Source organism: Bdellovibrio sp. GT3 (assembly GCF_037996765.1).
GTDB lineage: Bacteria > Bdellovibrionota > Bdellovibrionia > Bdellovibrionales > Bdellovibrionaceae > Bdellovibrio.
The window spans coordinates 290513-303896 of the sequence record NZ_JBBNAD010000004.1; the positions used below are offsets into that span (position 1 = coordinate 290513).

Genomic DNA, 13384 nt, shown 5'->3' on the forward strand with positions numbered 1-13384 from the left:
TTGTTCAATTGTAATAAGTGCCCCAAGGCACAGCTGGAGGATTCATGAAATGGATTTTGGGCCTTTGTTGCCTGATAGTGCCTGCATTGTCTCAGGCGCAATTTAACTCTTTAGCCAGGACAGACTGGCGTGTAATGAAAACGCAATGGTCTACTCAGGACGAGGAAAACTTTAGCAGATTTGTGGCGCGCTTAGGTGCTGCCGTCGAGAATCGCCAGTGTGATACGGTAAAAGACTGCCTGAAGAGCGATGCCAACCCGTATTATTCTTCAGACCCCGCAGGATTGGTTTACTATGCTGACTGTGCGGATCTGCCGTACTTTTTAAGAGCCTATTTCGCCTGGAAAAATGGACTGCCTATGTCGGTGGCAAGCCGGGTCAGTGCTCGGCCCGTGGCTGGAAATACCGGTGACATTCGGTATACGCCACAAGGAAATTACGTGACCGGCCGCTTTGATGTGATCGCCGGCAATGGTCGCAAACGCTTTGCCTTTATTGATAATATCGAGGACTACGATATCGGTAACTTGATGTTGGCCACTCGTTATCCAAATGCAGTGGCGCTGTTGAATGGCACGATCACGAATTCAACGCTTTCCGCGACGTTCAGAATGATGGGAACCGAAGACGGAAAAATGTATGCGGATTTCTACCCGGTCAAACTGACCAGATTCAGTGTCCGACCGGGAACTGTGATTTATGATCCAAACGGACATGTGGCGGTGGTTTACAAAATCACAGCAGATGGACAAGTTTACTATATTGACTCTCACCCTGACAATACTTTGACGTCAGGGATGTACAACCCAAAATTCGAGCGCAGCAATCCTTATCAAGGCGCGGGTTTTAAAAACTTCCGTCCATTGACGTTGGTTGATGCAAGACAGGATTCGTCGGGAGCCTATGTCGGGGGAAGAGTTGTCGGCGCCAAAAACACGACACTGCCTTATTATTCATTGGAACAATTCTTTGGCACAAATCCTGATCCCGACGGTAAGTGGAGCAAAGGCAAGTTTGTCTATAACGGTCGCGACGTGGATTACTATGAGTATCTGCGTATCATGATGGCCAACGGCGAGCTGCGCATCGACCCCTTGGTGGATATGCAAGTGATGTTGCGTGATCTATGTGTGAACGTGAGAGATCGTGTGCAAGCGGTGGATGTGGCACTGCAGTCCGGTGTGCAAAACAAACCTCATCCTGAGCGTTTGCCTGTAAATATTTATGGTACCACTGGAGAGTGGGAACAATGGGCTTCTCCGTCGCGGGATGCGCGCCTGAAGGTTTCCTTTGCAAACCTGCTGATTCAAGTCCGCAGCATGGTTCAGCGTCATCAGGTGGGGGATCCTACGATTGTGTACCATGGAAGCAATCTGCGCGGTGACCTGATGGCGATTTATCAAAGAGAATCTGCAAGCTGTCAGTTCGCCTACAAGAATAGCAATGGCGTCGGTGTTCCGTTGAATTTGGATCAGGCAAGACAACGTGTTTTTGACATGAGCTTTGATCCTTACCATTGTGCGGAACTGCGATGGGGAGCGAAAACTTCCCAGGAACTGGCATCTTGCCGGGACAACCAAAACAAACGCGCTTGGTATGCAGCGGAACGCTGGTTGCGATATCAAGCGGATCGCACCTATGATGCGAGAATGGATTACACTCTGGGTGAGCTGACCGGTCCTAAACCAGGAGTGGGAGTGGCGAATCCGCCGGATGTGGATATCGTGCGCTTTCTGCAAACGGGAGCTCGCCGTTAGTTTTTCTGAAACAAAGTATTATTCAAGACACCGCAGTATCTTCGCTGATCTGCGGTGTCTCATTTTGAGACTGTAGATTCTGCGCCAATCGTTGCCGAGGAATGTTACCTCCTTCTATTTAAGAGATGAAATCCAACAGATTCCAGCCGAAGCGGCATAAATGTTGGAAGTAAAAGGGTGAGTGAGGCACACCCTATGAAAATGAAAGACTATATCAATTTCAACGAAGTCCTTTTAATCGCAATTGGGATCATTCTTTTGTTCCCATTGCTGGGTAATGCTCAGGATGTCACATATCCCAACTACTCTACAGCAATTAAAACCGCAGTGACGGATCCGACTTCCCAGTTGGGCAGCATGGCTCAGTTTCAATACTTTATGCATACAGATATGATGAAGAAGCTTTATTCTTTGCGTGGTTACGAGCCGATCTGGATTAACTTCCAAGGTCGTCCTGCGCCGATCGCCACAGAGCTTCGTCGCTTGCTTTTAGTGGCTTACCGTCATGGCTTGCCAGCAGATATGGAGCAGGTTGCAGTTAAAGAAAACGGCGCCACAGTTCAAAAGTGGACCTATGTTTCCCGTGGATACTGGGACAGAAGATTAGAAGACTACCTGCGCACAGCGACGGTTTCCCCGAAAGACGTCATCTGGTTTGAGCTTTTGGCAACAGAGGCTTTTTTGCGTTATACGCAGCACATTTTTGTCGGCCGTTTTGATCCAAGAAAAATTGATGAAAAAATCATTCTGGGCCCTCGCGTGATCAACGACAAAACTTACAATGCCCTGAACCATGCTGTCAGTAATCCGGGGCGCTTGCAGGAGTTGATGGATCGTTTTGCTCCGGAGTCAGCGAACTATAAAGGTCTGATGACTTTATTGAACTACTATCGCCGCGTGAAGTTGGCGGGTGGTTGGCAGGCTATTCCGTCACCGGGCGTACAGATCGAGCCGGGCATCAGTCATCAGATTATTCCGCAGATCAGAAGTCGTTTGAAGCTTTTTGGGTATGAAATGGGTGATCTCAATAATCAAGTCTATGATGAGGGTTTTGGTAGAGCCCTGCGCCGATTTCAAGAGTTGAGTGATCTGGAAAATGACGGTGTGATTGGTGCCAACGTTTCAAAAGTTTTGCGCTATTTGAATGTGCCGGTAGAGGGGCGCATCGAGCAACTGTCGGTAAATATGGAGCGTCTGCGCTGGTTGCCGAGGAAATTGGGTGATCGCTATGTATTCGTGAATCTGGCAATGACAGAGTTCCGTCTGCATGACGAGAAGCTTTCTGCGGCAGAACTTGAAAAAATGAAATTCAAAACCATCAACGGTAAGGATGTCCGTCAGACGCCATTGATGATTGATGAAATTCGCTATGTGAATTTCAATCCGACGTGGACTGTGCCAAGCTCCATCGCCATCAAAGACAAGTTGCCGCAACTAAGAGCGGACGCGGGATATCTGGGTAAGCACGGTATGAAACTTATGCGAGGTCAGACGGTCGTAGATCCGATGACAGTGGATTTTAAAAATATCGCAGAGGATGTTTTCGCAAGCACATATACCATTGTACAGATGCCGGACTATAACAATGCCCTGGGTGTTGTTAAGTTTCCTCTCGTTAAAAACAACAAGGCTATTTTCATGCACGACACCAACGAGAGAAATCTGTTTAAGACGACCAACCGTCATGGCAGCTCGGGTTGCATTCGCCTGGAAAAGCCCAAAGAGTTTGCCGAGTACCTTCTGGCTGATAAGGGATATACTTTGGCCAAAATCAACGGCCTGGTTCCACAAAATGCAGAGATGCCTCCGGGGAAAACTTTTTCTGAGACATTGAAGCGCCCGATGACGGTTTATATTCAGTATCTGACGACCGAAGTGGGCCCGAAAGGTGAAGTGCGCTTTGCTGACGACGTATACGGCCAGGATGAAAAAATCAAAGCGGCGCTTTTGGATCCCAAAAACAACGGCGACTTCTAAAGCGACTTCTTTTGAAATAAAATTGGCGAAAATCAAAATCTATGTTTCGATAAAGGGATGAAGAGAATCATCCCTTTTATTTTTTCAATACCCCTTGTGACGATGGCGCAGGTCTCATCACCAACGCCTTCGCCAGCGGTTTCAGCCAAGCCGGTTTCGGTTTCCTACGAAAATCTGATCAAGTGTTTCCCGGAGTTGAAGGATGATTCCCTGACGTTCAAGGTCGATCTGACAAAGTTGAAGGATTTGGCGGATGAAAAGCTGGTGACTATTCGCTCGCAACTGCGTCAAAGAAAGATTGGATATTTGGATGCAGATCAGGATCAAATGATTTTGACCCTGAAGTCGAGCGGCGCAGGGAAAAAGCAGAAAACCGAGCTGTCGTTGCAGAAGGTTGCGGCGGACGGGGTGCTTACGGATATAGCACTTACTAAAAATCAACGCACCAATCCCAAACAAGAGATCATTAATAATTTTCTGCTGAATGGGACGATCAAGAGTGATGAGTACTCCTATCTTGACACGAAGCTGAATGGAATCACAGCGACCTACAAGCGCAACTTCCGCGAGGTCGTGGAATTCAATTTAGAGGGACCGTCACGAAAGCGCAGTCTGTCTTGCAGTAGCGAGCCTCAACTGGGCATTATTTGCACTTGCACCAAGAAATAAACTGTTGAATAGCGCTGATCGTTATAGCTATAATTTTCGTAGTGTTGTTCTAGGTTTTTATCTAGAGTTTTAAAAGGTTTAGCCCCATTAGCGATTGAAAGAGGAGACACGGTGACTGCTGAGAAAAAGAACTTCAATTTCCTCATTGCAGGAGTCCCGTATAAACTTAGATCCTCTCATGACGATGCCACAGTTCAGGAACTCGTCGACTTTGTTAATAACAAAATGAATCAAGCTATGGCCGTTACTAAAAACGGTTCTTTCCAAAATGCCGCTGTGTTGACAGCAATGAATGTCGCGGAAGAACTCATCCTTTTGAAAAGAAAAGCGCAGCGTGAACTCGATAAGCTCGAGGAAAAAACGATGCAGCTTTCTTTGGAACTCGAAAACTCCAAGAACAACAAGGTTTTGAACAACTAACTTTGATGTAACTCTCTTGGAGTGCCCATGCCCTCTTGGAGCTCTAAACAGGAATGTCGTTCCTTTTATAAATCTCTTTGCGCCCAAGAGTTTGCGCAAGGTCTTGTTCAAAACCAGCAGCAGTTGAATGTATTTCTGCAGGACTTTATGTCCAAGCAGAACGGATGTTGGGGGGCTTATCGCTCTCTTTCTCAAGAAGTCAGTGTGGATCAGGTCTTCAAGATCGAACACATTGATTGGGTGTTCCCCCGTATCAAGGGCACCGAGCTTGAGTTTTGTTTTGCATCAGGTTTTAGCCAAGGCGCATTTGGCGTTTTGGAGCCTGATCCCAACTCCGCTATCATTGATCTTAAAGGCATTCACGGCCTGCTGATTCCCGGATTAGTTTTTAATAAGAATGGCAACCGCCTTGGCAAGGGTAAGGGATTTTATGACAAAACCCTCGCTCATTTTAAAGGAGTCAAGGTGGGGGTTTGTTTTGATTTTCAAATTTCAGAACAGACGCTACCGATGGAAGCCCATGACGAGAAGATGGATTACATCCTCACAGAGTCGGGTTTGATCGTTTGCCAGCAGTTTGAAGTTCATTAGGAACTTCTAGGAGAAAAGGAAAAGATGGAAATTTTAATCACAGCCATTATCTGTTTAATTTTGGGCGGTGTCGCTGTTTTCATGGTGAAGCGTATCCAGGACAACAACAGCAAAAAGTCTGCACGCATTGAAGCCGAGCGTATTGTTAATAAGGCTAAATCCGAAGCAGCAAAACTTAAAAAAGATGCTGAAACTCGTTCTAAGGATTTTGAAGGTCGCGCCCGCAAAAACGTGGAAGCTGACATTCATAAGCAAAACTCCACTTTGAAAAACAAAGAGTCTCAGTTGGATCGCCGCTTGAAAGAGATCGAGCAGCAGTTCAAACAAAAGATGGAAGAAAACGAGCGTTACTTGAACACGCTGAAAGACCGCGAGGAAAAAATCGCGATCTCTGAAAACCGTGTGAAAGAGCTTGAGAAAAAAGGCGAATCACAAATTGGTGATTTGAAGCTTAAATTGGAATCTGTGGCCGGTATGTCGCAAGACGAAGCAAAACGTCAGTTGCTATCTGCGATCGAGGACGAAGCAAAAGTCGAAGCTTCCAAAAAAATCACGCAAATCGAAGAACAAGCTCAAAAAGAATCAGAAGTTAAAGCAAAGCGCATCTTGGCGACAGCATTGTCTCGTTTCGCGTCTGAGTTCACTTCTGAAAGAACTGTCAGCGTTTTGGCACTTCCGAACGACGAGATGAAAGGTAAAATCATCGGTCGTGAGGGTCGTAACATCAGAACACTGGAAGCTCATTGCGGCGTTGACTTGATCGTGGATGACACTCCGGAAGCGGTGGTGATCTCTGGCTTCGATCCGGTTCGTCGTGAACTGGCTCGTCGTACTATCGAGAAATTGATGGAAGACGGTCGTGTGCATCCTGCGCGCATCGAAGAAGTGGTAGAGAAACAACGTAATGAACTTATGAAATCCATCAAAGAAGAAGGCGAACGCCACGTGATGGAATTGGGTATTGCAAACATGCACCCTGAGTTGATCAAAATCATCGGTGGCTTGAAATACCGTAACTATCAGGGGCAAAATGCCTTGAACCAATCCCTTGAAGTGGCGAACATTGCCGGTCTTCTTGCGGGTGAGTTGGGCGTGAGCGTGAAATTGGCTCGTCGTGCGGGCCTTCTTCACAATATCGGTAAAGCGATCGACCACACAGCTGAAGGCAGCTATGCGTTGGTGGGTGCTGAAGCCGCTAAAAAATACAATGAATCTGAAGATGTCTGCCACGCGATCCGTTCCCATGATGAAGAGGAAAAACCTCATTCCATCCTGGCTTGGATTGTTCATGCCGCTTACATCCTGTCCAGTGCTCGTCCAGGCGCTCGTCGTCCACAAATGGATTCCTTCATCCACCGTTTGGAAGATCTTGAGTCCATCGGTAACAGCTTCGACGGCGTTTTGAAAACATTGGCACTTCAGGCAGGTAAGGACGTTCGCGTTCTGGTTGAATCTGCAAAAGTGACAGATGATCAAGCAGTGATGCTTTCTCGTGATATCGCTCGTAAGATCGAACGTGAAGTTCCTCAAGCTGGCCAGATTAAAGTCACTGTGGTTCGTGAGACTCGCAGTGTGGAGCATGCACGCTAATGAGCTTTTTAGATCCTAAAGAACAGTTAGAAAGAATTAAATTCGGCGTTGCTGAGTTTATTAACGACGAGGAGATGCTTAAGAAATTAAAGCGCTCCAAGGAAACAGGGACTCCGCTTCGTATTAAGCTGGGAGCAGACCCGACTCGTCCTGATATTCATATCGGACACACCGTAGTCATCAATAAATTAAAGACGTTCCAGGATCTGGGTCACCATGTGATCTTTTTGATCGGGGATTTCACCGCAACTATCGGTGATCCAACTGGTAAGAGCACGACTCGTCCGGTCCTTTCCCGTGAAGAGATCGAGGAAAACGGTCGCACTTACGCCAAACAAATTTTTAAAATCCTGGATCCGAACAAAACCGAGATCGTCTACAACTCCTCATGGATTGGTAAAATGACTCCGGGTGAGTTCATCAAGATGGCGGCACAATATACTGTGGCGCAAATGCTTGAGCGTGATGATTTCACGAAGCGTTATCGTGCAGGAACGCCGATTGCGATTCATGAGTTCCTATATCCATTGACTCAGGGTTATGACTCTGTGGCTTTGAAGGCGGACGTTGAGTTGGGTGGAACGGATCAGAAGTTTAACCTTCTGGTTGGACGTGCCATGCAGTCGGCATATGGTCAGGAACCGCAGTGTATTTTGACGATGCCGATTCTGGAAGGTATCGATGGCGTTAATAAAATGTCCAAATCTTTGGACAATTATATTTCCGTTGTTGATACACCCAAAGATATGTTCGGTAAGACTATGAAGATCTCGGATGATCTGATGTATCGTTGGTACGAATTACTGACGGACATCACAGCCGGTGAGTTGGCGCAATTAAGACAGGACGTAGCGGATAAAAAGAAACATCCACGTACTGTGAAAGTTGAGCTGGCGAAATTCATCATTAAACGATTCCACTCGGCTGAGGCTGCTCAGGCAGCTGAAGATGAGTTCAATCGTATTTTCGTCGACAAAGGTTTGCCTGACGATATTCCAACCGTAGAAATTGAGAACGTATTTATCCCGGCTGATGGCTTGGGCGTGGCTCAGTTGTTGGTAAAACTTGGCTTTGCGGCTTCAAATAGTGAAGGCGGTCGCATGGTTCAGGGTGGTGCCGTGCAAATTGATGGCAAGAAGATTGCGGATGCTAAAATGAAGTTGTCCGTAGCCGATATCGACGGAAAGGTCGTTAAAGGCAGTAAAACCAAATTCGCGAAAGTGAAACTGGTATGAAAATAAAATTTCTTCCGCAAAACATTGAGGTTGAAGCAACTCCGGATAAATCGCTATTGCAAATCGCCACGGAAAATCAGCTTGAGATCCGTTCAATTTGCAAGGGTGTTCCAAGTTGTGCTGAATGCCGCGTGCGCATTAAGGAAGGGGACAGCAATGTCCTGCCTCCAGGCAAAGCGGAGTTGAGTCTCATTGGTACAAGTTACTTTATTGATGGCCGTCGTTTAAGCTGTCAGGTGCGTTGCTTCGGTGATGTGACTGTGGATCTGACTGAGCAAGTGGAACGCGCGGAAAATCAAACTAAGAAAATCAGAGGCTTCCGTACTAACAAGCAAATGGAATCCAAAGCTGTGAACGATACCATGCTTCTGGATGCGAAGGTTGATGAATCGGCCTCCGCAGTCGTAAGTGCTGGATCTGAATCTGTGGGTGAGACGGTACAAGCTCCGGGGGAACGTCCACCTCAGCAGCAACGTCAGCAGAATCAGCAAAAGCAAAAACAGCAACAAAATCAGAATCAAAACCGTCAAAAACAGGGCGGTCAGCAGAAGCAGCAACAGCAGGCTAAGCAGCAACAAGGTCAGAACCAACAAAGACAGCAGCAAAAGCCAAAAGGTGGTGGCGGACAAAATCAAAATCGCCAGCACAATCAGCCAAAGCAGAATCAGAACCAAAATCAGCAGCAGGCCAAGGCGCAGAATCCAAATCAAGGACAGCCACGCCAACAAAACCCGCAGCAAAATCAAAACAAGCCCAAGCAATAGCTGGGCTTGTTTTTTTAAAGCTCCTCTTCCTCATCAATTGTTAACTTATTGGATTTAAGTCCAGTGCAATGACATTAGTGGGATGCCGATAAGAGTGGAGCATGTCTCACAAGATCACTTTCCGCGAACGCGGCCAAGGACCCATTTTGATTCTTCTTCACGGTTACGGAGGAAGTATTCATCATTGGGATGCGGTGGCCACCCAGCTGGAGTCCCAGTATCGAGTGATCGTACCCAATCTGACGCATTTGTATTTGAGCTCCGATAAGCTTTTCTTCACAGTTCAGGTGGAAGTACTGGCAAAGTTTATTCACGACAACTTCCCTCAACAGCGCGTTCATCTGGCCGGATTAAGCTACGGTGGTGCCTTGAGTTGGGCGCTGGCAACGCAACACCCTCATTTGGTGGACAAGCTTGCACTGATCAATCCTATGGTGACGGATCCGGTGAAGAACTTCCTGTTGAAGGAACTTAGATTTTTCTTCTCGATTCCTCTTAATTTAAAAAGCATCTATGTCATGTTGTCGACGCCGATGGGGGCGAGCTTTTTACGGAAGGCCGCACATATTTTCCGCGATGAGAGATCCGAGGGGCCGATCTCATTGGATCGCCTGAAGGGGCGGAAACTGCAATTGGTGGCGCATATGATCCATCATTTTGCGTGGATTTTAAGGTCCGAAGACTGGCAGTACTGGCGCAAGAAACTCTTCCACTATCGCGGGGAGTGCCGGTTTATTTTCGATGAAAGTGATTTGCTTTTTAATCAGGACGCTTACCGAAGCTTCGCACAGCACATTGGGTGTGAGGATCTGGTGATTCTGCAGGGAGCCGGGCATCTGGCTATCAAAACAAAGCCCGAAGTGGTCGCACAGCACTTGCTGGAATTTCTGCAAACCACTGCAAGCTATCAGAAGATCGCTAAATAGTTTCTGGCTTTCTTTCCTTGTGTTTTTCGGGAAAGGCGCTTTGATACTTGGATGCGATATCCTCGGCCAGAACGATTTTATTCTCTTTTACCAAAATACTGATAAAGGCTTCATAGGATTCAGAATCCATGCGATTCGCAGCCGCCATTTTTCTGCCTTGATCGATAACTTTGGTCAGCTGCTGGGTCTTGCAGTTGAAAAGGAAATGCAGGTTTTCATGCTCCTTGCTGCCGACCTTTGCAGAGGGAAATTGCTGAATAAAACGAGCTGCCTGAGTGATGGTTTGCATATCACCTCGTAGCAGTGTTTTTACGATCTTGCTGATATACTCCGGATCAGCTCCGACCACTTGCACGCCAAGCTCAAAACACTCCACCGCTTTGTGAAGGGCGCCGTTATTCAAGTTGGAACGACCTGCGGTGAATAGTGCCGCTGAAAAAACATGACGAAGTTCTGCCGTTTTGTGATCCAGTTGGGCGAACAGTTTAAAGAAGTGCGGAACTTGCTCGAGCTTGCCAGAGAATACGGCGGCAATAAAAAGATGCCCCAGGCGCTTTGGACCGATCGGGTAGTTGTCGATGATGGTATTCGCCACCGTATAGGCGTTTCCATAATCTTTCTGTTCAAAATAAGAATCAAATTTTCCTGTCAGGCAGCGATAGTGAAGGGGCTGATACTGCAGACCCTTGAAGTACTCATCATTGGCGAACTGGTATTCTGTTGCTTTGAATTTGGTATAGCCCAAATAATAATGCGCCAGAGTGGGTTTCTTTTGATGCCTTAATGCCGTCGTGAACTTGTGATGCGCATCAGCCAAATGTCCATCGAACAGCGCCTGTTTGCCAGCGCGAATGTGTTTGATGTATTCCGTCGGATTCAATTTGCGGTCAATCAACGATTTCAGTCGGTCGGCCAGAGCACCTGCCTGGACAGGTTTCACGATGTAATCATCCACCAGCTCTTCGGCTGCTTCGGCAATGGCTGATGAGGAGTTGTTGTGAGTCATGATGATGGAAATATTGTCAGCACTGTTGGCCGTGTGCATGGCAACCAGCTCAAGACCGAATTTTGAATCCACCATAAATTCTGTGATCAAAATGCTGGGTTTTTTTTCAGCAAGGAATTCCTGGGCACCAAGGTATCTTTTGGTAGTGAAAATGCCAGCTGGTTCAAGTCCGATTTCGATCAAAGCCGCCGTTGCCAGATTGGCAAAGGAAGAGGAGTTGTCGACGATTAAAGCTGTGAGGTGTTTCATTATTCATGCTCCCGCATGGATCTGAACAGCAGATCGGTTGTCTGTTGTGCCTGTATGTTTGCACTCATAAAGCTTTCCCAGATCCCTTTATCGAAACGGTGCAATTCAACGGTGTATTTTGCAAGTTTACCGTCGTCCAGAGGCTCGCTGTGGGTGACTCGGCCGGTGGCCAGAAATTCAAGGACGTGGCCTTTGATTTGGTAAGTGCCTTCGAAATTTAAGATAGTGCCCAAACCGCAGATGCGCGGAGCTGCTTCAAAGGTGAAAGATTTCTCTGCGTATTCCAACACCTGAATAGGGCGGGCCTTAAGATTTTTAATCAATTCAAATTCAGTCGTCAGATTTTGCAGGCTGTGAATTTCCAAATAATTTCGGCTCATTGTTCAATGCTAAACAAAGATCAATGCATTGCCTAACTTGCCAAGGCACACTCGGGAAAGTTCTAGACGTTGAAATTGAAAATGAATTGAAATCTATAACACTTGTGGGGCCAGAAAATGGTTTTCTAGCAATGAAATGTCCAGTGTTCCCACGGATGTATTTAGGAGCTTTGTTAGAGAATTAAACGTTGAAACTCGAGCCACAGCCGCAGTGTTTCGTAGCATTCGGATTGTTAAAAACAAACCCTTTGCCATTCAAGCCACCCGAGTAATCCAAAGTCATACCCAGGATGTACAACATAGAATTGGAATCCACGGCAATTTTTTGACCATGGGCTTCGAAAAATTTATCACCATCACGTGGAGTCGTGTCGAAATCCATTTTGTAGGACAGACCTGAACAGCCACCTTTTTTCACTTCCACACGCAGGAATGCAGCGTCCACTTTGCCTTCGTCTTTTTTTAGCGCAGCAAGTTTGTTGGCAGCTTCTGGGGAAATGTTAATCATAGTGATCTCCTGGATAAATTCGTGTCCAGTGTAGCACAAAGCTGAAGCCCAGGGGAGGGTAGAATCCTAACCCCCAGGGTCTTTACGCTAAAATGCTGAAAATATTATACATTTTCAGTTGGGATGGCGCCGCGAAGGATGTCGACAGCACGCTGAATATCGTCTTCATTCGTCCAGCGGCCCAGGCTCAGGCGCAAAGTACAGGACGCTTCTTCCGGAGTAACGCCAATTCCTTTTAACACGTGACTGATGCTCACAGAACCAGAGCTACAGGCAGACCCCATGCTCACACCCAGTTTTTGAATTTTAGCAGCCAAGGATTCGATTTTGATACCCGGCAAAGTTACATTCAAATTGATCGGGGAACGTTCTGTCGCGTGACCATTCAAGCGAATGCCAGGAATAGCCGCTTGCAGTTTCTGCCAGAACAAATTTCTTAGTGAAGTCATGCGCGCCGCTTCGGATTCCAGATTCATTTTGCAGATCTCAGCTGCAGCTCCCAAGCCCACGATAGCTGGAACATTCAGAGTTCCAGAACGCAGACCCTTCTCCTGACCACCGCCGTAAATCAAAGGATTGATTTGTACTTTAGGATCTTTGCCACGGATAAATAGCGCAGCGGAACCTTTCGGCCCATAGAATTTGTGGGCTGAAAAAGACATCAGATCAATGCCCATGTCAGTTACGTTCACTGGAATTTTGCCGATAGCTTGGGTGGCGTCAGTGTGAAGAAGAATTTGTTTTTCTTTTACCAGTTTTGCAATTTCTGAAATTGGATTGATGCTGCCAACCTCATTGTTGACCCAGATCAAGCTGATCAATTTGGTATGTGGCTTTAAAGCCTGGCGCAAAGTTTCGATTTCCACCTGACCAAATTTATTCACCGGCAGGAAATCAACTTCAACACCTTGCTTTTCCACGGCTTGCATCGCTTTAAGAACAGAACTGTGTTCAAGGCAGGACGTGATGAAGTGGATAGGTTGATTTGGATTTTCTTCGCGCAGTTTTGACAACAAACCGAAAATCACCCAGTTGTTGGATTCAGTGGCGCTCGCAGTGAAAGTGATCTCAGAGGATTTTGCACCAATCAATGATGCCACTTGCATACGTGCTTTTTGCACAGCATTTTCCGCTGTCCAGCCCCAGTGGTGCGCAACGCTTGCGGGATTGCCAAAGTACTCTTTAAAGTAAGGCTCCATGGCTGCATAAACTTGCGGGTCTACAGGGGTCGTTGCATTGTAATCCAAATAGAGTCCCTTGTCGGACGCTGTTTGTGCGGTCGTACTGATATGAGTAGTGATTTCCATGGCAC

The 13384-nt window shown here is 46.8% G+C and carries 13 protein-coding genes; 9 read left to right on the forward strand and 4 right to left on the reverse strand.

Annotated elements, in window-relative coordinates:
- The first annotated feature begins 134 nt into the window (after nt 1-134).
- The 9 genes from AAAA73_RS03025 (at nt 135) to AAAA73_RS03065 (ending at nt 9929) form a co-directional block, all read left to right on the forward strand.
- The gene (locus AAAA73_RS03025) at nt 135-1757 is read left to right on the forward strand and encodes a hypothetical protein (RefSeq protein WP_340596683.1); all 1623 of its coding nucleotides are present in this window, start codon (nt 135-137) and stop codon (nt 1755-1757) included.
- 195 nt (nt 1758-1952) lie between these two features.
- Complete coding sequence (locus tag AAAA73_RS03030; protein WP_340596684.1) at nt 1953-3734, forward strand: L,D-transpeptidase family protein; 1782 nt, start codon at nt 1953-1955, stop codon at nt 3732-3734.
- A gap of 57 nt (nt 3735-3791) precedes the next feature.
- The gene (locus AAAA73_RS03035) at nt 3792-4403 is read left to right on the forward strand and encodes a hypothetical protein (protein WP_340596685.1); all 612 of its coding nucleotides are present in this window, start codon (nt 3792-3794) and stop codon (nt 4401-4403) included.
- A 111-nt stretch (nt 4404-4514) separates the two neighbouring features.
- On the forward strand, nt 4515-4823 hold the full coding sequence (locus tag AAAA73_RS03040; RefSeq protein WP_340596686.1) for a cell division protein ZapA: 309 nt from the start codon (nt 4515-4517) through the stop codon (nt 4821-4823).
- A 27-nt stretch (nt 4824-4850) separates the two neighbouring features.
- Nucleotides 4851-5414: a 5-formyltetrahydrofolate cyclo-ligase gene (locus AAAA73_RS03045; protein ID WP_340596687.1), complete on the forward strand. Its 564-nt coding sequence runs from the start codon at nt 4851-4853 to the stop codon at nt 5412-5414.
- Nucleotides 5415-5438: 24 nt separating this feature from the next.
- On the forward strand, nt 5439-7004 hold the full coding sequence (gene rny / locus AAAA73_RS03050; protein ID WP_340596688.1) for a ribonuclease Y: 1566 nt from the start codon (nt 5439-5441) through the stop codon (nt 7002-7004).
- A complete protein-coding gene (gene tyrS, locus AAAA73_RS03055; protein WP_340596689.1) occupies nt 7004-8239 on the forward strand; it encodes a tyrosine--tRNA ligase in 1236 nt (411 codons plus the stop codon). Before rny ends, tyrS begins: the two co-directional genes overlap by 1 nt.
- Nucleotides 8236-9003, forward strand: coding sequence for a 2Fe-2S iron-sulfur cluster-binding protein (locus AAAA73_RS03060; RefSeq protein ID WP_340596690.1), 768 nt, complete (start codon nt 8236-8238; stop codon nt 9001-9003). The genes tyrS and AAAA73_RS03060 overlap by 4 nt, the downstream gene beginning before the upstream one ends.
- A 101-nt stretch (nt 9004-9104) precedes the next feature.
- A complete protein-coding gene (locus AAAA73_RS03065) occupies nt 9105-9929 on the forward strand; it encodes an alpha/beta fold hydrolase (protein WP_340596691.1) in 825 nt (274 codons plus the stop codon).
- Here the strand turns inward: AAAA73_RS03065 and AAAA73_RS03070 are convergent.
- The 4 genes from AAAA73_RS03070 to AAAA73_RS03085 all read right to left on the reverse strand — a co-directional run bounded on the left by AAAA73_RS03070 (nt 9922) and on the right by AAAA73_RS03085 (nt 13379).
- Nucleotides 9922-11184: a response regulator gene (locus AAAA73_RS03070; protein WP_340596692.1), complete on the reverse strand. Its 1263-nt coding sequence runs from the start codon at nt 11182-11184 to the stop codon at nt 9922-9924. The two genes, AAAA73_RS03065 and AAAA73_RS03070, sit on opposite strands and share 8 nt — an antisense overlap.
- Entirely contained in the window at nt 11184-11564 is a 381-nt protein-coding gene (locus AAAA73_RS03075; RefSeq protein WP_340596693.1) for a hypothetical protein, read from the reverse strand. Before AAAA73_RS03075 ends, AAAA73_RS03070 begins: the two co-directional genes overlap by 1 nt.
- Nucleotides 11565-11745: 181 nt before the next feature.
- The gene (locus AAAA73_RS03080; RefSeq protein WP_340596694.1) at nt 11746-12072 is read right to left on the reverse strand and encodes a HesB/IscA family protein; all 327 of its coding nucleotides are present in this window, start codon (nt 12070-12072) and stop codon (nt 11746-11748) included.
- A gap of 104 nt (nt 12073-12176) precedes the next feature.
- The gene (locus AAAA73_RS03085) at nt 12177-13379 is read right to left on the reverse strand and encodes a cysteine desulfurase family protein (RefSeq protein WP_340596695.1); all 1203 of its coding nucleotides are present in this window, start codon (nt 13377-13379) and stop codon (nt 12177-12179) included.
- Between the last annotated feature and the right edge of the window lie 5 nt (nt 13380-13384).

Bases quoted from the DNA above. Each gene is read 5' to 3' on its own strand.
- AAAA73_RS03085 (WP_340596695.1), bottom strand. From the start codon at position 13,379: ATGGAAATCACTACTCATATCAGTACGACCGCACAAACAGCGTCCGAC.
- tyrS (WP_340596689.1), top strand. From the start codon at position 7,004: ATGAGCTTTTTAGATCCTAAAGAACAGTTAGAAAGAATTAAATTCGGC.
- AAAA73_RS03030 (WP_340596684.1), top strand. From the start codon at position 1,953: ATGAAAATGAAAGACTATATCAATTTCAACGAAGTCCTTTTAATCGCA.
- AAAA73_RS03035 (WP_340596685.1), top strand. From the start codon at position 3,792: ATGAAGAGAATCATCCCTTTTATTTTTTCAATACCCCTTGTGACGATG.
- AAAA73_RS03065 (WP_340596691.1), top strand. From the start codon at position 9,105: ATGTCTCACAAGATCACTTTCCGCGAACGCGGCCAAGGACCCATTTTG.
- AAAA73_RS03025 (WP_340596683.1), top strand. From the start codon at position 135: ATGAAAACGCAATGGTCTACTCAGGACGAGGAAAACTTTAGCAGATTT.
- AAAA73_RS03075 (WP_340596693.1), bottom strand. From the start codon at position 11,564: ATGAGCCGAAATTATTTGGAAATTCACAGCCTGCAAAATCTGACGACT.
- AAAA73_RS03070 (WP_340596692.1), bottom strand. From the start codon at position 11,184: ATGAAACACCTCACAGCTTTAATCGTCGACAACTCCTCTTCCTTTGCC.
- AAAA73_RS03045 (WP_340596687.1), top strand. From the start codon at position 4,851: ATGCCCTCTTGGAGCTCTAAACAGGAATGTCGTTCCTTTTATAAATCT.
- AAAA73_RS03060 (WP_340596690.1), top strand. From the start codon at position 8,236: ATGAAAATAAAATTTCTTCCGCAAAACATTGAGGTTGAAGCAACTCCG.
- rny (WP_340596688.1), top strand. From the start codon at position 5,439: ATGGAAATTTTAATCACAGCCATTATCTGTTTAATTTTGGGCGGTGTC.
- AAAA73_RS03080 (WP_340596694.1), bottom strand. From the start codon at position 12,072: ATGATTAACATTTCCCCAGAAGCTGCCAACAAACTTGCTGCGCTAAAA.